The organism is Mucilaginibacter dorajii, assembly GCF_024808255.1.
GTDB classification, from domain to species: domain Bacteria; phylum Bacteroidota; class Bacteroidia; order Sphingobacteriales; family Sphingobacteriaceae; genus Mucilaginibacter; species Mucilaginibacter dorajii.
Genome location: NZ_JANTYS010000038.1, coordinates 1 through 22361 on the forward strand (window position 1 = coordinate 1; position 22361 = coordinate 22361).

General features: G+C 42.9%; 23 protein-coding genes and 1 pseudogene. 16 read left to right on the top strand and 8 right to left on the bottom strand.

Translation table 11 applies throughout. The annotated features are described in order from the left end of the window. A partial coding sequence (locus FHS10_RS28210; protein ID WP_259097485.1) for a hypothetical protein occupies positions 1-250 on the bottom strand: 250 nt, incomplete at its 3' end. 806 nt (positions 251-1056) lie between these two features. Next, positions 1057-2271, bottom strand: coding sequence for an IS4 family transposase (locus FHS10_RS28215; protein ID WP_259097487.1), 1215 nt, complete (start codon positions 2269-2271; stop codon positions 1057-1059). Positions 2272-2825: 554 nt separating this feature from the next. Between FHS10_RS28215 and FHS10_RS28220 the strand changes: the two genes are divergently transcribed. From FHS10_RS28220 to FHS10_RS29365, 7 genes and pseudogenes are all read left to right on the top strand, one after another. Then, positions 2826-3752, top strand: coding sequence for an outer membrane protein assembly factor BamD (locus FHS10_RS28220; protein ID WP_259097488.1), 927 nt, complete (start codon positions 2826-2828; stop codon positions 3750-3752). Positions 3753-3791: 39 nt separating this feature from the next. Beyond that, positions 3792-4124 carry a DNA-directed RNA polymerase subunit omega gene (locus tag FHS10_RS28225; protein ID WP_259097489.1) on the top strand — a complete coding sequence of 111 codons (333 nt, stop codon included), beginning with the start codon at positions 3792-3794 and terminating at the stop codon, positions 4122-4124. Positions 4125-4242: 118 nt separating this feature from the next. Beyond that, positions 4243-5445 carry a bifunctional phosphopantothenoylcysteine decarboxylase/phosphopantothenate--cysteine ligase CoaBC gene (gene coaBC, locus FHS10_RS28230; protein ID WP_259097491.1) on the top strand — a complete coding sequence of 401 codons (1203 nt, stop codon included), beginning with the start codon at positions 4243-4245 and terminating at the stop codon, positions 5443-5445. Next, complete coding sequence (gene porD / locus FHS10_RS28235; RefSeq protein ID WP_259097494.1) at positions 5442-6332, top strand: type IX secretion system protein PorD; 891 nt, start codon at positions 5442-5444, stop codon at positions 6330-6332. The genes coaBC and porD overlap by 4 nt, the downstream gene beginning before the upstream one ends. A gap of 447 nt (positions 6333-6779) precedes the next feature. Continuing rightward, positions 6780-7157, top strand: coding sequence for a BlaI/MecI/CopY family transcriptional regulator (locus FHS10_RS28240; protein ID WP_259097495.1), 378 nt, complete (start codon positions 6780-6782; stop codon positions 7155-7157). 6 nt (positions 7158-7163) lie between these two features. Beyond that, positions 7164-9143: a M56 family metallopeptidase gene (locus tag FHS10_RS28245; protein ID WP_259097496.1), complete on the top strand. Its 1980-nt coding sequence runs from the start codon at positions 7164-7166 to the stop codon at positions 9141-9143. 443 nt (positions 9144-9586) lie between these two features. Then, positions 9587-9738: pseudogene (locus FHS10_RS29365) on the top strand (Rpn family recombination-promoting nuclease/putative transposase); the annotation flags it as partial. Here the strand turns inward: FHS10_RS29365 and FHS10_RS28250 are convergent. Then, positions 9735-10130 (bottom strand): (R)-mandelonitrile lyase, encoded by a 396-nt coding sequence (locus FHS10_RS28250; RefSeq protein ID WP_259097498.1) that lies wholly within the window; start codon positions 10128-10130, stop codon positions 9735-9737. The pseudogene FHS10_RS29365 and the gene FHS10_RS28250 overlap by 4 nt on opposite strands. A 53-nt stretch (positions 10131-10183) precedes the next feature. Here FHS10_RS28250 and FHS10_RS28255 point away from each other — a divergent pair, with 53 nt between their 5' ends. Together FHS10_RS28255 and FHS10_RS28260 are read left to right on the top strand one after the other, a co-directional pair. Then, positions 10184-10336, top strand: a complete 153-nt coding sequence (locus tag FHS10_RS28255) for a hypothetical protein (protein ID WP_259097499.1) — start codon at positions 10184-10186, stop codon at positions 10334-10336. Positions 10337-10681: 345 nt separating this feature from the next. After that, positions 10682-10906 (top strand): hypothetical protein, encoded by a 225-nt coding sequence (locus FHS10_RS28260; protein ID WP_259097501.1) that lies wholly within the window; start codon positions 10682-10684, stop codon positions 10904-10906. A gap of 13 nt (positions 10907-10919) precedes the next feature. Here FHS10_RS28260 and FHS10_RS28265 read toward each other — a convergent pair whose 3' ends face one another. Together FHS10_RS28265 and upp are read right to left on the bottom strand one after the other, a co-directional pair. Beyond that, complete coding sequence (locus FHS10_RS28265; protein ID WP_259097502.1) at positions 10920-11363, bottom strand: DoxX family membrane protein; 444 nt, start codon at positions 11361-11363, stop codon at positions 10920-10922. Positions 11364-11468: 105 nt separating this feature from the next. After that, positions 11469-12113 carry a uracil phosphoribosyltransferase gene (gene upp, locus FHS10_RS28270; RefSeq protein WP_259097504.1) on the bottom strand — a complete coding sequence of 215 codons (645 nt, stop codon included), beginning with the start codon at positions 12111-12113 and terminating at the stop codon, positions 11469-11471. A gap of 132 nt (positions 12114-12245) precedes the next feature. Between upp and FHS10_RS28275 the strand changes: the two genes are divergently transcribed. The 7 genes from FHS10_RS28275 to FHS10_RS28305 all read left to right on the top strand — a co-directional run bounded on the left by FHS10_RS28275 (position 12246) and on the right by FHS10_RS28305 (position 19224). Continuing rightward, complete coding sequence (locus FHS10_RS28275) at positions 12246-12743, top strand: GNAT family N-acetyltransferase (RefSeq protein ID WP_259097505.1); 498 nt, start codon at positions 12246-12248, stop codon at positions 12741-12743. 3 nt (positions 12744-12746) lie between these two features. Further along, on the top strand, positions 12747-13235 hold the full coding sequence (locus FHS10_RS28280; protein WP_259097506.1) for a MarR family transcriptional regulator: 489 nt from the start codon (positions 12747-12749) through the stop codon (positions 13233-13235). A 398-nt stretch (positions 13236-13633) separates the two neighbouring features. Further along, the gene (gene uvrB / locus FHS10_RS28285; protein WP_259097507.1) at positions 13634-15658 is read left to right on the top strand and encodes an excinuclease ABC subunit UvrB; all 2025 of its coding nucleotides are present in this window, start codon (positions 13634-13636) and stop codon (positions 15656-15658) included. Positions 15659-15806: 148 nt separating this feature from the next. Continuing rightward, positions 15807-16067: a DUF4834 family protein gene (locus tag FHS10_RS28290; RefSeq protein ID WP_259097509.1), complete on the top strand. Its 261-nt coding sequence runs from the start codon at positions 15807-15809 to the stop codon at positions 16065-16067. 6 nt (positions 16068-16073) lie between these two features. Then, complete coding sequence (locus FHS10_RS28295; protein WP_259097510.1) at positions 16074-16361, top strand: hypothetical protein; 288 nt, start codon at positions 16074-16076, stop codon at positions 16359-16361. A 91-nt stretch (positions 16362-16452) separates the two neighbouring features. Then, on the top strand, positions 16453-18942 hold the full coding sequence (locus FHS10_RS28300; RefSeq protein WP_259097513.1) for a YfhO family protein: 2490 nt from the start codon (positions 16453-16455) through the stop codon (positions 18940-18942). Positions 18943-19053: 111 nt separating this feature from the next. Further along, positions 19054-19224: a DUF433 domain-containing protein gene (locus tag FHS10_RS28305; protein WP_259097514.1), complete on the top strand. Its 171-nt coding sequence runs from the start codon at positions 19054-19056 to the stop codon at positions 19222-19224. 163 nt (positions 19225-19387) lie between these two features. On the opposite strand, the gene FHS10_RS28310 is transcribed toward FHS10_RS28305, so the two are convergent. Genes FHS10_RS28310 through FHS10_RS28320 form a run of 3 tightly spaced genes read right to left on the bottom strand, consistent with a single transcriptional unit; the run spans position 19388 to position 22359 of the window. Beyond that, positions 19388-20140, bottom strand: a complete 753-nt coding sequence (locus FHS10_RS28310; protein ID WP_259097515.1) for a glycosyltransferase family 2 protein — start codon at positions 20138-20140, stop codon at positions 19388-19390. Continuing rightward, complete coding sequence (locus tag FHS10_RS28315) at positions 20133-21416, bottom strand: glycosyltransferase family 4 protein (RefSeq protein WP_259097517.1); 1284 nt, start codon at positions 21414-21416, stop codon at positions 20133-20135. The genes FHS10_RS28310 and FHS10_RS28315 overlap by 8 nt, the downstream gene beginning before the upstream one ends. A 43-nt stretch (positions 21417-21459) precedes the next feature. Continuing rightward, positions 21460-22359, bottom strand: coding sequence for a glycosyltransferase family protein (locus tag FHS10_RS28320; protein WP_259097518.1), 900 nt, complete (start codon positions 22357-22359; stop codon positions 21460-21462). Positions 22360-22361: the final 2 nt, after the last annotated feature.

Genomic DNA, 22361 nt, shown 5'->3' on the forward strand with positions numbered 1-22361 from the left:
ACTTAACTTCTTTCGCTCTCTCAAGCACCCTTCCGTTTGGGTCTGCAAAGGTAGCAATCCTTTCCATCTTTCCAAAACTTTTTTTTATTTTTATTCTTTCGAATTTTTTAAGTTTTGAACCCGTTTCCTGCAAGACTTTCGTCCTCCGTAGCGGGCTGCAAAGGTAGCAACCTTTTTCTATTTCCGAAATTTTATTTGAAGTTTTTTTCGTGGCTTTCGTTTTGCTTTCTCTCCTATTCCCTCTCTGCAAAAACCCCTTACTTCAATAACCTTTCTAAGAACAATCCCCGCGCTTCCTCGTTTGCGGGCTGCAAAGGTAACTACTTTTCGCATTCCTCCAAACTATCTTTAACTATTTCTTAACACTAACTCACAAATCGCTTAATATCAAAGAGAAAAAATGAAAACAGAGGAGAAGAATAACGATAACATAGTCCCAAAGCAGTGTTTTGGGAGCATTTTATAGGCACGCATGATAACTGCCCCGCTAAATCATGATATACCTTTATTAAAGGAATCTGGGATTTACCTTATCAAAGAAGCGTATCGCCTTTCAAATCCCGATAACTTTAATGGTTAAGAATAGGTAGCCGCTATGCGGCATGGTGTGTGGGGCATTGCTTTTGGCTACAAATAGGTAACCGCTATGCGGCAATAACCCACCTGAGCAAATAAGCTTACGCAGTATAACACCTATAATAAGATGGCTGGATGCGACATAACACACCTAACCCGATAATTATGCAGCATACTCATACCTATAATAGAATGCCCCTACACGGGATTATATAATAGGTAACATTATAAACAACAAAAGGCCCCAACATTCCTTTTGCTCCATAGCAGCTACCTTTGCCTGCATCAACCGAAAACGCTACCCTGGCTGCTTACCCCTAAGTTGTTGGGTTAACAAATCGCGTAAGGGATAGTAACGGATACCGGCCAAAGCGCGCAAGGCCCAATGTCATTAAGTTAAGATATATTTACAAAGCATCTCGTTGATTTTTAGTGACTTTTGGTTTGGTTTTATATCGATATTTTTCGACATTTCGAGGATTAGTGCGTCCCCCCCCTAATTGGAATAGTATGTTTCAGGAATAAGCCTTCCAACTCTTGATATATATCATCTAACGGTGCTTTCTGACAGAGCAAGTCAATTATTCTGTTTTTCAATAGTCCATAGGATACATTAGTGTTTACTTTATAATTGAGTTTCCGCTTTTCATTGATAACCTCAAGTTCATCATCAAGCCCGTTAACAATAACAGATTGAAGGTTGCTGATAAAAACGGCACAGAAGAGATCCTGGCGGACGGAGGTATCCGAATAGCCGGAGAAGTACTCGACCTTTAGCTTATTTTTAAGTTCATCATAAAAAGTCTCCACACCCCATCTCATGAAATAAAGCTTCATGAACATTTTGGCAGGATATTTACGGCTATCTAATAGGCTCGTTATCAGAATCTCTATTTCATTTCCGGGCAACTCGACGCGAATTAAGCGTACTGGAATGGTGTGTTTTCTCGTGTAAGGTTTCCCCTTGAACGATTTATCCTGATCAGGACGCATTAATGTTATTTCAGACTTTTTACCGCTGTCTACAAATGTTTTTATAAGTTCCGAGTGGCCTTTTTTTACTCTCATCAAGTAATCGATGCCGGCCTGAACATGTTCATTTATAAATCCGAAAGATGGGTAGCCCCTGTCGTAAATAATTAAGTCGTTAGTTTGCCAATAGCTTCGGTGTCGCAATGCCAGACTGCGTTCACAAAAGCGTGACTTATCTAAATCTATATCTAATACCAATTCGTTTAATACATCATACAGAACAGATATTTTAGCTTGAGCAACATCTAATGTGTTAACATTTTTAACCACCCCGTATCGTTCTTTAAATTCCTTGGTAAAGGGTAGTGTAATAGCCGAAGAATCGCAGGCCAGTATGCGAAATCCTTGTAATAGCTTTAATTCATCATTATCTTTTGTATAAAAATTTTTAATTATAACATCAGTTAAATGCTTAAAAACATCGGGATTGATCTTCTTCCTGTTTTGGATAAAGGCACTTGAAGTGAAATGTGATATTCCTGCAGAAAATCTACCATTGAAATAACGAACAAAGCCATCTATTTCAATAGCCAGACTCTTTCTTAATTGATTAATCATCAAAAGTAGAGCGGACAGAAACGGTTGCTTTCTGTTACGGGTAAAATCCTGCTTTTCCATTTTAAACTTAGCTATCAGTTCTTCCCCTAACAGCGTTTCCCTCAATTTTTCTACGATAAAATATGAGGTTTTTTTTCCAATTTAACTAATTGATTATGAGTTTAATATACGAAAAATAAATCGATTTTTCAAGTAAATAATTGATTGTCAGATATTTATATCTTAACTTAATGACATTGGCGCAAGGCCTGCAGGCGTATGAGTGAATAGCCCGCCCCCGGCTTCTACCGGCCGAGATACGCCATGGGGAAGAATCAAGAAGTAAGAGTCAAGAATTAAGACAAAAAGTAGTGTTGAGAAAAGACTCATCAACAAAGTTCAAGAAAAGCACAGCACATGTTATTATATAGTATATATACATTGCCTGCTAAACAGCACGAAAACCGGCACCTCTTAAAGAACAAAGCACCTGTGCGGCACACCTGATGCAGAAAGCACAAATCTGAAAAAGCACTTATGCTGTAAATACCTATTTAAAACCGCCAATAGTTAAAAGATGTTAAATGCTATACTATATATATAAGGAGCCGGAAACACGTTATATATTAGCACCCAAATAAATAATTGACTGATTTATAATAATCACCTATCTTTGCAAAATGTTTAAAAAACAACTAACGTTATTTACCTGTGTTTTAGCCCTGTTAATTATTACACTGGGAAGTTGTAAAAGCAAATACGAAAAGTTAAGAGCGAGTAACGATTACGCCAAAAAATACCAGGAAGCCATTAAGTACTATAATAAACAGGACTATGAAAAAGCCCTTGGTTTATTTGACGTATTGGTTGAACGCTATCGCGGCCGGAGTGCTGCCGAAGACCTGTTTTATTACTACGCCTTTACCAACTATAAATTAAAGGACTATACATCGGCAAGGTTTCACTTTAAAACGTTTGCAGATACTTATCCATCAAGCCCAAGGGCCGAGGAATGCCGTTTCTTCTCGGCTTATTGCTACTACCTGGATTCGCCAACTTACTCGCTTGACCAGGAGAATACTTTAAAGGCTATTGAAACATTACAGTTGTTTATTAACCTTTACCCTAAAAGCGACCGTGTTACCGAGGCCAGCAAGCTGATTCAGAACCTGCGCGATAAGTTGGAACAAAAAGCTTACGAAAACGCTAAGCTGTACCTGATTATTGGCGACTTTCAGTCGGCCGTTATTGCATTTAATAACGTACTGCGCGATTACCCCGATACCAAATACGGCGAAGAGGTTGAATACTTAACTGTAAAGGCACAATACCAATATGCCAGCCGTAGCTTTGAAACCAAACAGGTTGAGCGCTTTGAGCAGGATATTACTTATGCCGATCAGTTTAACGATAAATTCCCTAACAGCAAATACGGCAGGGAAGTTAAAGGTTATGCTAAAGACAGCCACAACGGCATAGCCGAGGCTAACCGTGTATTGGCAGAGGCTTTAACGGATAGAAAACTGGCAGAAAAATTAGCAAAAAAAGATACGGTTAAAACACAGCCATCATCTGAAAAAAACCAGAGTCAAAAAATTCCTCAATAGATAATATCCATAGTATATATAATAGTAAAAAATTAAGATATGACAGCAAATAACACCAACAAACCAGCAGTTGCCAGCAGCACTGTAACCCGCGATTTACGCGAGCTGGATGTAAAAACAAACAACATATATGAGTCGCTTGTGATCATGTCAAAAAGAGCGAACCAGATATCAAACAATATTAAAGAAGAGTTACACCAAAAACTATCTGAGTTTGCATCATCGAACGATAACCTTGAAGAGGTTTTTGAAAACCGTGAGCAAATTGAGATCTCTAAATACTACGAAAAATTGCCTAAACCATCATTGGTTGCAGTTCAGGAGTTTTTAGACGACAAGGTTTACTACCGTAACCCGGCTAAAGAAGCGTAAGCCCCCGGCCCCTAAAGGGGGAGCTAAGGTTAAAGAATTAAAAACTCCCTATTGGGAGTTTTTTTGTTTATTTTTAAATTTTCATCTAACATTTCCCCTTTAGGGGGGTAGGGGGCTTATGCTTGAAGGTAAAAACATTGTATTAGGGGTTTGTGGCAGTATTGCTGCTTATAAATCGGCATTGCTGGTTAGGTTATTGGTTAAAGCCGGCGCCAACGTGCAGGTGGTGATGACTAAAGATGCCACCAGCTTTATTACCCCCCTTACCCTATCAACCCTATCAAAAAAGCCGGCGCTGGTTGATTACTTTAAAGCCGAAACCGGCGAATGGAATAACCATGTGGAGCTTGGCCTTTGGGCCGATATGCTGGTGATAGCCCCCGCCACTGCCAATACCCTGGCAAAAATGGCCAATGGCCTTTGCGATAATTTGCTGACCGCGGTTTACCTATCGGCCAAATGCAAGGTTTATTTTGCCCCGGCTATGGACCTGGATATGTGGCTGCACCCGGCAACACGCCAAAACGTTGGCCGGCTACAGTCATTCGGTAATGTAATGATCTCGCCGGGTAGCGGTGAACTGGCCAGTGGTCTTTATGGAGAGGGCCGGTTGGCCGAGCCTGAGGAAATCATAGCGTTTTTAGCGGCCGCGTTAAAAAAAAAACATCTTTTAGCTGATCAAAAGATCATAGTAACCGCCGGGCCTACTTATGAGGCTATTGACCCGGTGCGCTTTATTGGCAACCATTCATCAGGTAAAATGGGCTTTGCCATTGCCGATGAACTGGCTGCCATGGGGGCCGGTGTTACCCTTATTACCGGCCCAACCGCGCAGGTAAGCAAGCAACAAAACATTAAACGGATTGATGTTACATCGGCAGCCGAAATGCTGGATGCGTGTTTAACGCATTACGAAACCGCCAAAGCCTGCATTATGAGCGCTGCCGTTGCCGACTATACGCCTGTTCATGTTGCCGGACAAAAGATCAAGAAAAAAGAAGCCAGCCTAAACATCGAACTTAAAAGCACTACCGATATCCTGAAAACCCTTGGCGACCATAAAGCTAATGGTCAGATCCTGGTTGGCTTTGCCCTGGAGACCAACGATGAAGAAATGAATGCAATAACCAAGTTGCAAAAGAAAAATTTGGATTTTATTGTGTTAAATTCGCTGAATGATGCCGGGGCCGGTTTTAAAAAGGATACCAACAAGATAACGATTATTGACCGCCGGCTGCAAAAAACAACCTTTGAATTGAAAAGTAAAGATGAAGTGGCCAAAGATATTTGCCTTAAAGTTGCTGAACTCATAAACGGATGAAGAAACTACTCCTTTTTATATTACTCGCTTTGCCTGGCTTTTACGCATCGGCACAGGATTTGAATGCCCGTGTATCGGTAGTATCGCCCAAGATACAGGTGAGCAATAAGCGCATTTTCCAAACTTTGGAAACCGCCATGAAGGATTTTTTGAACGGCCGCAAATGGAGTGCCGACCCGATATTACCCCAGGAACGTATAGATTGTAATTTTGTATTAAATATCACCAACTGGGATGGCGGCAGCACTTTTAGCGGCGAGCTCCAGGTACAGTCATCACGACCGGTTTATGGATCATCTTACAGTTCAACACTGATTAATATTAACGACCGCGATGTTGACTTTACCTATAACGAAGGACAAACGGTTGATTATACCGACCAAAGTTTCCAGGGAAACCTAAGTTCGGTAATGGCATTTTATGCCTATATTATAGTAGGTATGGATTATGATACCTTTTCGCGCTATGGTGGCAGCCCCTATTTTGCGGCCGCGCAAACGGTAGTTAATAATGCCCAAACCGGATCATACAAGGGCTGGAAAGCTTTTGACGGTAATATTAACCGTTACTGGCTATCCGAAAACCTTAACAACAAAATTTACGATCCCCTGCGTGGTTTCATGTATGATTATCACCGTGGCGGCCTTGATATTATGGCCGATAACGCCAGCAAAGGCCGCAGGTTCATTACCTCGCTGCTGCCAACGCTGCAACAGGTGGATAGGCAACGGGTAGGATCGATGTTCCCGCTGATATTTTATACAGCCAAAAGCGACGAGTTTGTATCGCTATACGGCAAGGCCGATCCGCAGGAGCGCGTCCAGGCCATGAACCTGCTCATGCAAACCGATCCATCTAACGGAAATAAATATCAGGCTTTGAAATAACAGGGGAGGAAGAATCAAGAGTCAAGACTTTTTTGAATGTGTTAATCTAATCCTTCTTAAATATATCCTTCCAATAGTCCTGGAATCCGACAGTCATAAAGTCTGCCAGTCCAAAAGTCCCCCATTCCGCCAGTCCAAAAGTCCTTACTCCCTGCTCCCAATAATGGTGTTGCCTGCGGCCCGGGCTTTACGCTTATACTGCACAGGCATTAGGCGCGGGGCCGGTATCCGCTGCAATCCCTAACACGTTGTCTGAAACCGAGATTTTTCGGATTAAGGGATTGATCAATCTGTTCAATCCCGGTTCAGACAAATCATCTGCACATCTGAAATCTGCATATCTGCACATCAAAAAATCTTGATACTAAAATAATTTTCGCATTTCATTTGGATATACGAAATCTATCGTAGATATTTGTACGAAGAAATTCGTATAACAAATTTAAGATGGATATCAAACCAACAGAAAGCGAGCTGGAAATTTTACAGGTGATTTGGAAAATGGGGCAATGTACCGTGCGCGATGTGCATGAGGAGCTTACCAAAACCAAAGATGCCGGCTACACCACTACCCTTAAACTGATGCAGATAATGCACGATAAAGGTTTGGTTGAACGCGATACCACCGCGAAAACGCATTTATATAAAGCTTTATTTAGCCAGGAGCAGGCGCAAAGCAACGCTTTGAATAAAATATTGTCTACTGTATTTAAAGGCTCAACATCCGATCTGGTGATCCAGGCCCTTGGTCAACACCGGGCGTCGGCCGATGAGATAGATGCTATTAAGAACTTCCTCAATCAATTTGATCAGCATAAAAAATAAAACATTATGGAAAGTGTGTTCTATAATATAAGCCAGGTTTTGGGCATCGCCATTATCCACTCGTTATGGCAGGGTTTGTTGGTTTGGTTTGCATTACGCGTGTTGCTTATTTGCGCGCCATCGCTCTCGTCCATTAAAAAGCATAACGCGGCCATGACGGCCATACTACTTATAGGCACCTTGTTTATTTACACTTTTGTAAACCAGGTACAGGCACACACCTGGGTAAATTTAGCCGCGGCCAATACCAAAGCTTTATTACCAGATATCAACTTTCCGCTGGTTAACATCCATTATACCGCTCAAAATAATTATTACTATTATGTAATTGAAGGCTATCTGCCTTATATATCGGCCATTTACTTTGTTGGCCTGGCATTCAATATTTTAAGGATGGGTTTAAACTGGCAAAAAATAGCCCATATTAAACGCAGCATGATCCCTGCCGATACACTGCAGGATTATGTAGATACGCTATGCCAACAATTAAAGATCAACAAATATGTAAGCGTAAACATCAGCCGCTTTGTTGATGTACCCTGCATGATTGGCTTTATCAGCCCCATCATATTACTACCCATTACTTTATCAACCCAGTTATCAGCCGAGGAAGTAAAAGCGATTTTACTGCACGAATTAACGCATATTAAGCGTAACGACTACCTGCTAAACCTGGTGCAGCAGTTTATAAGCATACTGCTTTTCTTTAATCCCTTTGCCCAGTTAATTAACAGGATAATAAACCAGGAACGCGAAAACCGGTGCGACGACCTGGTAGTACAAACAACCGCCCAACCCTTAGTGTATGCGCATGCACTATTAAAGCTGGAGCAAACAAGGCAGGTACGCCTACAAATGGCACTTGCGGCCACCGGTAAAAAATATCATTTATTAAACAGAATTGAACGTATCATGAAAACTCAGAAACCAATAGGCAACATGCGCCATTTTTTAGTGGCCGTTGCAATAATGGCTGCAGGCATCAGCAGCATAGCCTGGCTTAACCCTACCATTGCCAATGGTAAAATAGCCATTAAAAAAGTAAAGATCACCTACCCCGCCGTACTAACACACCTGCTTAACGATACTACCCACAAAAAAGCGGTAAAAGCTCAAAAGAGCGTAGCCGCGGTAAAAGCTGCCAAAAGCACAAAAGCCATCAAAGCAAAAAGAGCGGCCGAAGCCATTTACTCCTCAAATTTTAACGATGCCGAACTGAACAAGTTAACGGCCGAAGTAGAAAAATACTCGAACGAGGTTGGCAAATATTACCAAAGCGATGACTTTTTGAAACAGCAAAAACTGCTGGAAGAAAAGGGCGAAGCGATGCAGGAGTTTTACAACCGCCCGGAGCTGAAAAAAATGCAGGAGGAACAACAACAAATGAGTGAAGACTTCCAGAAAAACTGGGGCTCAACTACTGAAACTACCAAAATGGGCGAAGATATGGGCAAAATAGGCGAAAAGATAGGCGCTTATTATAATAGTCCGGATTTTAAACGCATGAATGAGGAGCTCAAAAAAAAGTATGGCATTAAAAGCGAATATCACGACGACCGCAAGGACGAGAATTACCAAAAATACCAGGATGAGCTACAAAGTAAAATACCAGGCGAGATAAAAGAGCAAACCGAGCAATTGAAAAAAATAGGCCAGGAAATGCGTAGCCATTTCAACTCACCGGAGTTTATTAAAAAACGCGATGAGTTGAGGATGATGAGCGATAGCATGAGAAAAGCCTATCATAACCCTGCCATAGAACAGCAAAAGGAGGAAATGAGAAAGCTAAGCCAGCAAATGCGTAGCTTTAGCAACAATCCTGAGTTGAAAAAAGCACAGGCCAACTTACGCCAGGCCAGCAAAAGGCTTAGGGAATATACCCAAAGCCCCGAGTTTAAAAAACGCATGGCCGAAGTACGCAGGCAGATTGAAGTAGCAGACGAAAGCGCTACCGAGGCTGATAAAAACACCGATAGCGCCAATTAAATAATTCAGCAACCGGCCATTAAATTTTAATTTAACGTGAGTTCGATATAAGAACTCCCAAATGTCATTTCGACGAACGGCGGATGGCTGAGCGGAGGGTGAGGAGAAACTATCTCTTGAGCGTAGCGAAAAATCTTATACGATATGCAATCCATCATAACATATCGTATAAGATTTCTCTTTCGCACAACCGCTCAATCCCGCCCTTGCTCAATCGAAATGACATCCTTTTTTTGATTTACGGATTTCCCTTTCTTATATCGAACTCACGTTAAGTTAAATAACCTTAATTCAAAATGTAGTATCCTTAATAAAATAAAGGATACTTTTTTTATGCAAAAAAGCGTTGTTGCAATCTGAGGGCATTCAAGTCCTGAACCCTTGCATATGTTTGCCCCGTCGTTGCGTAAAGCAATAAAACATTATATTTGGTTATTCCCAATATGAATCCACCCGTTCCCGGGAAATACATCGACCCTTTAGTAGACTTTTCCTTAAAAAAAACTTAGGAAACGAGCCGAATAAAGACCTGCCCATCGCTTTTTTAAACGAGGTTTTCAGGAGACAAAAACTTATTGTGGATTTAGTTTATCACTTCCCGTACTGCTCATCGGTTACCTGCTCCATCCAATCAACCGGCGAACCGTTTAATTTTTCCTGGATGGCAATATGGCTCATAGCCGTGGTTGCGGTGGCACCATGCCAGTGCCTTTCGCCGGGAGCAAACCACACTACATCGCCTTGTCTTATTTCCCGTATGTCCTCCCCTTCGCGTTGTGCCCAGCCAAAGCCTGCGGTTACAATAAGGGTTTGACCAAGCGGATGGGTATGCCAGGCCGTGCGGGCACCCGGCTCAAAAGTTACCAGCGCCATAGCCACACGGGCCGGATTCGGCGGCGCAAAAAGCGGATCTATCCGTACCGTCCCTGTAAAATATTCTGCCGGACCTTTGCCCGATGGCTGCGAGCCGTTGCGTTTAATTTCCATAGTTGTTGGGTTTGATAACAAGATACCAACGCTCCAATATACCACTGTGTTTTATGGAAAAGCTATTTCTTTTAATCATGATGGCATTCCCGCCGATAGAAGCGGGCCGCGCTTTCCGTTCATACGCGCACACGGCCTTAGGCGCGGGCCGGTATCCACTTCAATCGCTAATGCGGGGAGGCGGGGGAAGCAGCCTTACCGTTTAAAATGAACTTAAAAAGCGAGATTACAAGGTTAACATAACTTAACACTTTAAAAATACAACAAATTGATTATTAGATATTTATATCTATTTTTATATAAAAAGTGTTAACCCAATATTAGATTGAGATATAGTGTAACTGCTTACAGGATGAAACAACGTAGTTTTGATATATAAACATTCGCAAAATCCCAAGTCATCCGGCAGGTGGGGCAGTTGCACAAGACCTGCACCAGGGTGAGCTAAGTAGGCACCTCTAAACGTCATCATTTTAGCGGCTGAACCTTTTCCAGGTGACGATGCCAAACGTACCAAACTGTGTGTACCGGTACAGGTGATACACCTTGATATGACAAGGTATACCCTGGTACTGGGTGATACGCCCATAAATCTAACACTTAGATATAACAATACCTGTGATAACTTTTTTCAAGATTATGGCATTCCCGCCGATAGAAGCGGGCCGCGCTTTCCGTTCATACACGCACAGGGCCTTAGGCGCAGGCCGGTATCCACTTCAATCGCTAATGCGGGGAGTTTTGGGAAGGCACCCGACCGTTGGGTATGGGATTAAGTTTTTGAAGATGTCATGACGTTTTGCGGCTTAAGTTATCTATGCTCCACCTATAATACGGCAGCCCGGCCAATAAAAAAGCCGCTGCACTTGCGGCAAATACCGAGTAATTAAACGGCGCTTTCCATCCCGAAGCAAAAACCATGGCGAGCGCAAAAGTCAAGGTGAGTAAGCCACTGCCAATTGCTGTGAGTTTGGTTTTATAACCAATAATGAGTAACAGGCCAAATAAAGCTTCGGCTATGGTAGCCAGCCAGCCCATCACATCTGATAAAGGTTTTGATAAAAACGGGAGCAGCACTTGGGTATAACTTAAAAATGAAGCCCAATTGCCCCAGGCAATGTTTGGCTGCCCGACCTGGCCAACCAGGCCCAATCTATCTAACACGGCTGCAATAAAGCCTAAGCCAAGTGCAAGGCGTAAATATAACTGGCTGTAAGTGCTGTAATTTTTCATTGTTGATAGAGGTGATGAAGGCCAAATTTACTTAAAATCCTAAACCCTAATTCCGAAATTATAAATGCTAAAATTATAATTCCGAAATCCCAATCCCAAATCCCCCTACACTTTCTCCCCAAACGCCAGATCCCCGGCGTCGCCCAAACCCGGTACAATGTAAGCTTTGCTGGTCATTTCGTCGTCCACCGCGCAAACCCAAAGTTTGGCATGGGGCAGGTTGGCGCGTACATGGGCAATGCCTACGGTGCTGGCTATTACCGATGCAATGTGCAGTTCTTTGATGTTGTATTGCGCCATCAGTTCCTTGCAAACCGATACCAGGCTTTGGCCACTGGCCAGCATGGTATCGCAAAGGATGAGAATTTGCCCGTCAAGATTCGGGGTCGAGATATGATCAACCTGGATCATGAACGCGCCTCCCCTTTTAACCTTGCGGTAAGCGGTAATAAATGCGGAGTCGGACTGATCAAAATAATTCATAAATCCCTGGTGAAAGGGCAGGCCGGCGCGCAGAATAGTCCCCAACACCGGTCTGTCGGCGGGTATGTTGATATTGGCTATGCCTAAGGGTGTTTGCACCTCTATCGGCTCATATTGCAATGTTTTGCTCAACTCGTAGGCTAATATCTCGCCTAACTTTTCCTGGTTCCGCCTAAAACGTGCCTTATCCTGCTGAATGACAGCATCACGCAGTTCGGCCAAAAATTTATTGGCAATAGTATTGGTTTTGTTGAGGACGAAAATCATGCTTAAAATTAAAGTTTTTAAGTAAATGTGTCTATTTTATTTTTTGCCTCAAAAACACAAATTTGTCAAAAACAGATCTTTATTTGGATTATATGTAGTTAACTACGTAGATTTGTACATAAATAAAATATTATGAATACTACAATCCAAATAACCCCCTTAAACAACAGCTATTGCCAGCAGATAATTGACATCATTCTTCCTATACAACAAATAGAATTTAACGTACCCGTAACCCTTGAAGGCCAGCCCGACCTGCTGGATATTGAAAGCAATTACCACCAAACCGGCGGCAATTTTCTGGGCGCTTTCCATAACGGCGAACTGGTTGGTACCATAGCCATCATTGCCATAGGCGATAATGCCGGGGCGTTGCGTAAAATGTTTGTACGTAAAGAATACCGGGGCAAAGAACTGGGCATAGCGCAATTATTATTAGACACGCTGATAGTGTATTGCAAACAAAATGAGATAAACGCCATTTATTTAGGTACTGTTGATTTACTGAAAGCCGCCCACCGCTTTTATGAAAAAAATGGATTCACCCAATTGCTCAAAACAGACCTGCCCAAATCATTCCCGCTGATGGGTGCCGATAATATTTTTTATGAGTTACATTTGGGCAATTAACCAATGCAGCTGATGAACGTTATTGACGAATCGGGAATTTTAGCGATATCAACAAGGCTGCAACGCCTTGCCGATACGCTTCGCAAGGATGGGGTGCTTATTTACAAAGCCAATAATATCGACTTTGAACCCAAATGGTTCCCGGTTATTTACACCCTGCATTTTAAACCCGTTTTAAGCGTGGTTGAAATAGCCAACGAAATTGGTTATACGCATCCATCTACCATTAGTCTGCTTAAAGAACTGGAGAAAGAAAAGCTTATCCGTTCAAAAAAAGATAAAGCAGATGAACGCAAGCGACTCATTATGCTAACTGCCAAAGGCCAGGAACTGGTTGAGCGCATGAAACCCGTTTGGGAAATAATCAAAAGTGCCGCTGCCGAGCTCACCAACACTCAAAACAACCTCATGAAAGCCATTGCCGAGGTAGAGGAACAAATTAGCGAACAAAGCTTTTTTGCAAGGGCGCAACGGTTGAAGGCTGGGAGGTAAAAATAGTGATGGGTTCCGGATTTACTCACCTAACTAACGGAAAATGTCATTTCGATAGAGCGAAGGAGGGGTATGAGTGGGGTGCGAAAGAGAAATCTTCGACACCTTGCATAGCCGAATGTCCGCTTTTAAAAGATTTCTCCTCACCTACGGCGCACAATCCCTCCCCGGTTCGTTCGAAATGACATCGTTTTGGTTAGTGATAAGATTTCAAAAAATATGTGTACATGGTAGCCCGTTGGGAGGTCCCCCCCCCATCGAACATCCCCTCCCCTCCCTGTTGTAATTAAATATAAAAGATCTGCATTAAACCATTGTTGACATACTGTTGTCATTATCATTGGCTTATTTTGATCTGTGAACCCTATTGCAGGATTATTTGTATTTTTACATTACACATGGATTTTAATTTAACATCTCAATATTCTCCCACCGGCGATCAGCCTGAAGCCATCAGGCAGTTGGTTGAAGGTGTAAACAATGGCGATCCGTTTCAAACGCTTTTGGGTGTTACCGGATCTGGCAAAACCTTTACGGTGGCCAATGTTATCGCCCAAACACAAAAGCCCACGCTGATACTGAGCCATAACAAAACCCTTGCGGCACAACTTTACGGCGAGTTTAAGCAATTCTTCCCCGAAAACGCGGTGAACTACTTTGTGTCCTACTACGATTATTATCAGCCCGAGGCATTTATACCTACCACCAATACCTATATAGAAAAGGATCTGCAGATTAACGAAGAGATAGAAAAGCTTCGTTTGCGTACTACCTCTGCCCTCATGTCGGGCCGCAGGGATGTCATTGTGGTATCGTCTATCTCCTGCATTTATGGTATGGGTAATCCCGAGGATTTCGCCCAATCGGTATTTAAATTCGCGGTAGGTACCCGCATCAGCAGGAACGCGTTTTTACATCGACTGGTAGAGATCCTGTACTCACGCACCACTGCCGATTTTAAGCGCGGTACCTTCAGAGTAAAAGGCGACACGGTTGATATTTTCCCAGCCTATATGGACCATGCCTACCGCATTTCTTTTTTTGGCGATGACATTGAAGAGTTAAGCGCTTTTGATGTAGGCACGGGCAAAACAGTTGAGAAAATGACCCACATGGTGTTGTACCCGGCAAACCTTTACGTAGCCCCGCGCGAGCGTTTCCTGCAATCTATCTGGGCTATCCAGGAAGAATTAGAAACCCGCAAAAAGCAATTTATAGGCGATGGTCGTTTCCTGGAAGCCAAGCGCCTGGAGGAAAGGGTTAACTACGACCTGGAAATGATTCGCGAACTGGGCTATTGCTCTGGTATCGAAAACTACTCCCGGTTTTTTGATGGGAGGTTACCAGGCGCCCGCCCCTTCTGTTTGCTGGATTATTTCCCGGATGATTACCTGATGGTGATTGATGAAAGCCACGTAACGGTACCGCAGATCAGGGCGATGTACGGTGGCGACAGGTCGCGCAAAATGTCGTTGGTTGATTATGGTTTCCGTTTACCGGCAGCTTTAGATAACCGGCCGCTTAATTTCCAGGAGTTTGAAAAACTGGCCCCGCAAACGGTGTACGTGAGCGCTACACCCGGCGATTTTGAACTGGAAAAATCGGAAGGTGTGGTGGTTCAGCAGGTGATCAGGCCTACGGGCTTGCTTGATCCGGTTATTGAAATTCGCCCGGTAATAAACCAGGTGGATGACCTGTTAGATGAGGTAGACCGCACCATTAAAATGGGCGACCGTATATTAGTAACCACCCTCACCAAACGCATGGCCGAAGAACTGGCCAAATACATGGACCGCCTGGGCATCAAATGCCGCTACATTCACTCGGAAGTAAAAACCCTGCAAAGGGTAGAAATTTTGAGGGGTTTACGTTTGGGTGAGTTTGACGTACTGATAGGCATCAACCTGTTGCGCGAGGGCCTGGATTTACCCGAGGTATCTTTAGTAGCCATACTTGATGCTGATAAGGAGGGTTTCCTGAGGTCGGAGCGTTCATTGATTCAGACTATTGGTCGCGCCGCCCGTAATGACCGCGGCAGGGTAATTATGTATGCCGATAAAATTACCGATTCGATGCAGATCACGATGGATGAAACCAACCGTCGCCGGGAAATTCAGATTGCACACAATACGCTTCATGGCATTGTACCTACCACAGTAGGCAAATCGCGCGAGGAAATTATGGAACAAACATCCGTGGTTGATTTCCAGGGTGGTGTACAAAAAGCTTATGTAGAACCCGATTTTGCAACGCTTGCTGCCGACCCGATAGTACAATACATGACCAAACCCGATCTGAAAAAGTCTATCGACAATACCAAAAAAGAAATGCTTGCCGCCGCCAAAAACATGGACTTTTTATTAGCCGCCAAGCTGCGTGATGAAATGTTTGCGCTGGAAAAAATGATGGAGGAGAAATTTTGATTTGAAAATTTGATGATTTGAAAATTTGAAAATGGTACGTCACCACATCTTCAAATTTTCAAATTGCTTCATCTTCAAATCCCTAAACAATCATATTCAAACATTTTTACCGTTATATGCTTATATTTGTAAGCTTAAAATTAATCAGATGTTACTAATTCGTTTCCTGATCATATCAATTTGTGTTTTGTACATTATCCGCAGTTTAATGCGGTACCTGATACCTGCTTTATTTCAAAGTGTTATTAACAAAGCGCAACAGCAGGCACAGCAACAGCAAAATAATTACCAGCGTCAGCAAAACAGGCCCGATGGCGCTGTTAAGGTAGACTATATACCCGAAGGCAGTAAAAAAGGTAAACTCCCCGATACCGAAGGCGAGTTTGTTGATTATGAAGAAGTAAAATAAACCCATATGCTGCCAGACCAGGTATATAAACGTCGCCCTAACCACAACAACACCCCCGAATCAATCACGCTGATCATTGCGAACTTTATTGTATTTGCGGCGGCTACACAGCTGTTTGTTACCTGCAATAAAATCAGTACACCTTTTTGGGTCATTGTTGGCGCGCTGGCGGTTTATAACTTCTTCAACGTTCGCAAATACCGCGAAGACTATGGAAAAGGCCAAATCATAGCCTATGTTTTAAGCCTGGTTATTATGGTCATTTTCTTTTTTGTGATGCGTAGCCGGTGCTAAAAAGGCCGTGTAATTCCTTTGTAACTTATAATTCCTATTCTCAACCAATTTTCTATTTTTGAGGATTATATTATCCATTCAAAAAACTTAAATGAATAACTGGTTCAAGCGTAATAGTGTTCACCTCATTATTGTAGCAATTTTAGTAGCAATTTCCTTTGCCTACTTTTTCAGCCCCCTGATACAAGGAAAAGCCCTAATACAAAGTGATGTATTACAGGCTCAATCCATGCAAAAAGAGATCAACGATGTTAAAGCAGCAACCGGCCATGCCCCATTGTGGACAAACCAGATGTTTGGCGGTATGCCCGCCTACCAGATCTGGGCAGCATTTCCCTCAAACATCACATCGCATGTCATCAATATTTTAAAGGCGGTTTTCCCTAATCCGGTTGATACGGTTTTACTGTATCTGCTTGGCGCATATCTGTTGTTCAACGTATTAAAGTTAAAACCCTGGCTGGCGGCAGCGGGTGCTATCGCTTTCGCTTTTTCATCGTATAACTTTATTTACATTACCGCCGGCCACGCTAACCAGGCATATGCCATTGCTTTTTTTGCGCCTATACTTGCAGGTATCATTTTAACCTTAAGGGGCAAATACCTGCTTGGTGGCTCTATAACAGCTTTTGCGCTTGCTATGGAGATCAGGAGCAACCACGTACAAATGACGTATTACCTGCTGCTGGCTATCGCTATTTTATTGGGTATCGAGCTTTATCATGCTATAAAAGATAAACAAACCAAGCCGTTCCTTAAAGCCAGCGCTTACCTGGTTGGCGCTGTTTTATTGGCCATAGCAGTAAATGCCAGCATACTTTGGACCACCTTTGAATATAGCCAGTACACCATACGTGGCAAAGCAAACTTAACCTCAAAAGGCAGTACTGCCGGGCCAAACCACGGTTTAGATAAAGATTATGCCTATACCTGGAGCCAAAGTGTAGGCGAATGCCTTACCTTCCTGATCCCGAATGCTTACGGCGGTGGCACAAGCACCGTAGTTGGCGACGATTCAAAAGCAGTAAAAATCCTTACAGATGCCGGTGTTGACGCAGGGCAGGCTAATGGCTTCGTATCGCAGCAATTATACTTCGGCAATAAGCCAAGCACGTTTGGGCCATGGTACTTTGGCGCGGCGGTATTTTTCCTGTTTGTGTTAGGCTTATTGATTGTTAAAAACCGCATAAAATGGTGGTTGTTAAGCGCTGTTATACTAAGCATGCTGTTATCCTTCGGTAAAAACCTGCCCTTCCTGTCTGATTTCTTTTTCAACTACGTGCCTATGTACAACAAGTTCAGGGCGGTTGAATCAACGTTAGTTATAGCGGCTTTTTGCTTCCCTATACTGGCTTTACTTGCCGTAAACGAAGTTATTACCAACACCGATAAAGCATTAATGTTTAAACGTGGTAAAATAGCCTTCTTTATAACGGGCGGCTTGTTATTGATTATGATAGCCATCCCCGATGTTATTTTAAGCTTTAAAACAGACGATAACTTAGGCTTTATCAACAACCTTACCCAAATGTTTAAGGGCAACAGCGATCTTGCCAATAAAGTGGCCGGTTCATTGATAGAAGACAGGATAAGTCTTGAACGTGCTGATGCCATCCGCTCATTGATATTTGTATTATTAACTACAGGCTTACTGTGGTTAGTTATCAAAGAAAAGATCAAAGCAAACATGGCAGCATGGATTTTGGCAGCTATTATTTTGTTTGATATGTGGGGCGTTGATAAACGTTACTTAAAAGACGGCAACTTTGTAGATAAATCAGAATTAGCGCAGCAATACACCCCGCGCGAAGTTGATGAATTTATCATGAAAGATAATGACCCTAACTTCAGGGTGTTTGACATGACCGGCGGCGATCCTTTTCATGATTCACATTCATCTTATTTTTATAAAACCGTTGGTGGTTTCCACTCGGCCAGGTTAAGAAGGTTTGATGAACTGATTGAAAATCAGTTCATCAAAAGTGTAAACCAGGATGTATTGGATATGCTGAACACCAAATACATCATTACTGCCGATCCTAAAACAGGCAACGCAGGCATGCGCACCAACCAAACCGCCTGCGGTAATGCATGGTTTGTAAAAAGCGTAAAATTTGCAGATAATGCCGACCAGGAAATGCAGGCAATCAGCAGCTTTTCCCCAAAAGACGAAGCCATTGTTGATAAGCAATATAAAAGCTTTACTGATGGCCAGTCTATCGGATCGGATCCGACATCGACAATTAAATTAACAAGCTACGCTCCTGAACACCTTGTATACCAAAGCGGGTCAACCTCAACGCAAATTGCCGTATTCTCTGAGATCTACTACGATAAAGGCTGGACAATGACCATCGACGGTAAGGAATCACCATACTTCCGTGCAGACTATCTGTTACGCGCAGCAGTGATTCCGGTTGGTAACCACACTATAAAGTTTGATTTCCACCCGACATCGTATTATGCCGGCGAAAATATTTCTTTAGCAGGATCACTTTTATTGGTGCTTGCCCTTGGCGGCGCGGTTTATACCGAAACCAAAAAGAAGCCGTCAGTTAAACCGGCGGGTAAAAAATCTTAAAAATTCCTCTTAATATAAGAAAGGCGATGGGTTGTTACTCATCGCCTTTTTTTGTGGCCGCTTGTAGCTTAAGTAACAAGTATTATGTAAATTTACATATGAGCAATTTACTTGAACGAATTACGGTTGATTCAAACGTATGGCAAGGCTTGCATTCGTCATATGCGCTGGCCTGTTGAGGTGATCATCGATTTGATTGCTTCGGGTATGTCATTTGACGAAATTATAAGCGATCACCCGGAATTAGAGAAAGAGGACATACTGGCATCGCTTTCCTACTAAAGCATGTGCCTGTGGTCGGTGTTTTCACCGCACCACTCCTAATATAGTACATACGTAAGGCCTGTGTAGTAGCGACAGCATTGCCGTGGTGCGGTGAAAACACCGACCACAAGCTTAATATCGAGATTAGTAGGAAGAGGATTACTTATGACGATTATGACACTTAATCATTAGTACGCCTGTTTTTTAGCCAATACCATCCCAGGTTAAAGGCGATTACAAAATGGTTGAAGACAGTGGGCACCAAACCGTAATTTTCCTTCATGATGTTAAACCGCTCCTGCAGGCTTTGGCGATGTTTGGTTTTTGACATGCCGCCCACCAGGTATTTGGCAACGTAGCGGTTTACGTTCACAATAGTTTTAGCTTTCTTTGCCGCGCGGATGATCCAGTCGATATCGGCACTTAAATGGTACCTGCTATCATAAGGTTCTGCTAAAGTGCGCCTGATATATATAGCCTGGTGGCTGATGCTCATGCCATATTTAAAACCACGCCAAGTAAATTGTTGAGGAGCTTTATGCCTGCGCTGCCCAAGGCTCTCGCCTGCATCATTCATCATTTCGGTTTCACCGTAATAAATATCGGCATCAGCAGTCGTGGCAAAAACATATTTCACAGTATCGGCATCGTAAAACCCATCGCCCGAGTTCATGAAGATCACATAATCGCCGGTGGCTATGGCAAGCCCTTTGTTCATGGCGTCATAAATCCCCTTATCTTTTTCACTGATGAATTTGCTAACGCGATCTTTATATTTTTCAATTACCTGTAAAGTACCATCGTTTGATAGCCCGTCTACAATAATATATTCAATGTTGTTATAGGTTTGGTTTAAAACCGAAAGCATGGTACGCTCAATATCGAGCACGTTATTGTACACAATGGTGATAACGCTTAGCCTGGGATTAAACATCGGCACCTCCGGCTGGTTTAAGCAGGCTTCTATAAAGATCGATATGTTTTTGGGCAATAACCGTTTCGCTAAAAGTATCCATTACCGTTTGGCGGGCCTGTTGCTGCAATTGTTTATGATCAGCATGATTAATAACCCACTCCATACCCTCTGTAAAGCTCTCTGACGAACGATAGGTGGCCAGGTATCCATTATATCTATGTTGTACCATATCCGGGATACCGCCCGTTGTAAAGGCTATAACTGGGGTACCACAGGCCAGGCTTTCCATTACGGTGTAGGGCAGGTTATCTTCCAGCGATGGAATTAAAAATGCATCCGCGGCAGCATAGTGCAGGGCCAGTTGCTCATCATTATTAATAGTACCCAAAAAACTGGTCTTAAATGGAAATTCGGGTACGCCTTCGGTACCACGGTTACCAAAAACCACCAGCTCAACTTTATCCGCATCGGCACCTAAACGCTGCTTCAACAATTCCATACTTTCCAATAAGTATTGGGTGCCTTTATGCAAATCTTTACGCGATGGCATAAAACCACTCAGGAAGATGAATTTATCTACCGGCAAACCGGCCTTTTCTTTTGCAAGCTTTTTGTCGATCGGTTTAAAGATGTCTGTTTCTAAAGTGTTGGGGATTTGATGCACAGCTTTGTGTTTCATGAGGCTACTGGCCTCAACCGATCTCTTCATCCATGAACTCGGAGCAGCTATGGCAAAATCCAAAGCCTGGTAAGCCTTATTTTTTTGTTGCCAGATGGTGTGCGAAATATCATCATCTGACGACTTGATGAGCAAGGGGCAATTACCGCATTCTCTCATAAAATGATCGCAGGTGTAACGCACATGGCAGCCACCGGTAAACGCGTTGCTATCGTGAAAGGTCCAAACCACCGGCTTGTTTAATTTAGCGATTTCGGCTATGTGTTTGGGATCGAGAAAGCCATGATTGATCCAGTGTAAATGGATCACATCGGCATTTATCACATCGGGGTGGTGAATAACCGAGCGGCCAAACCAGGCAAAGGAAAAAGGGGTACGCAAGGGTTTCAGAAAACGCCTGGCAAAAACACGCTCCAGTATGATCTTAAAAGCAGCAACTGATTTTTGAACCTTGTTAGCGTTGAAGGTGCCTATCTGCGGGTTGGTGCCGAATTTATAATGAACAATCATTTTAGAATCGACCCCACTATTAAGCAACGCACGGTTCAAACGCATACAACCACGGCCTGCCCCACCATTACCATCATAAGTATTCAGATGCACTACTTTTAACATGCCTCAAAAATACATTTATTCATATTAACCTATACGATGCAAATTATCCTACCCGCTGTTTTACAAACCTGACAGCCCGTTGCAATAAACTGCCTTTACGGTGTGCCAGGAAATGTTTTATGGCGTGATAAGCTTTTTCATTCTCCTCAACTACATTAGGATATGTTTTTACGGGTTGTTGCGAGATGTGCACTTCATACATGTTTTCTTTATTGCTATGTACGCCGGTGCCATCGTGCCCTATGTTGTTGATTAACGAGCGGGCCGGGTTTAGCGTTAACCCACCCTTCAAAAATATAGAAGCATACCAGCGAATGGCCCATGAGTTATTTTTGCCTGCTTTAAACTCCTGGATCTGTTTCCAGAAATTCATTTTACCCTCTATAGAAAACCTAAGAATCTTCAGCGGATCAAATTGCGCTATCAGCTTATCAATATCAGGTTCAAAACTATCCCAGGCACGTGCCCAGGTTGCCCAGCCCCAGCTGCTGGCTGCACGGTAAAAAAAAGTTTCGGGAAGGTCTTTTTCTTTAAGGTTATACATGTAGGCCCCGATATGCATCACCTTATCCTGGTTGGCATAGCGGGTTAAAGCCTCATTGAAGTATTGAAGGGTGTAAGGCGACGAAAGCAAATCATCCTCAAAAACAATCACCTTACCATATTCATAAACCAATTGGGTAACCCCGCTAATTATGGATTCGGCCAGGCCGAGATTATGATCGCGCAGGATAACTTTTACAGCTTTAAAACCTGTGGTTTCTTTGGCAACCTGCCTTACCTGTTCAACTGCACTTCGGTCGGTCTCTGTTTTGGGGGCATCGCAAAATATATACAGTCGCGATTCATCTGCCAGTACATTTTTTTGCAAATGAATAATGGTACGGCGCATATGATCGGGCCGGTTGTATACAAACAGGGCAATAGGGGCAAGTTTTTGCATTG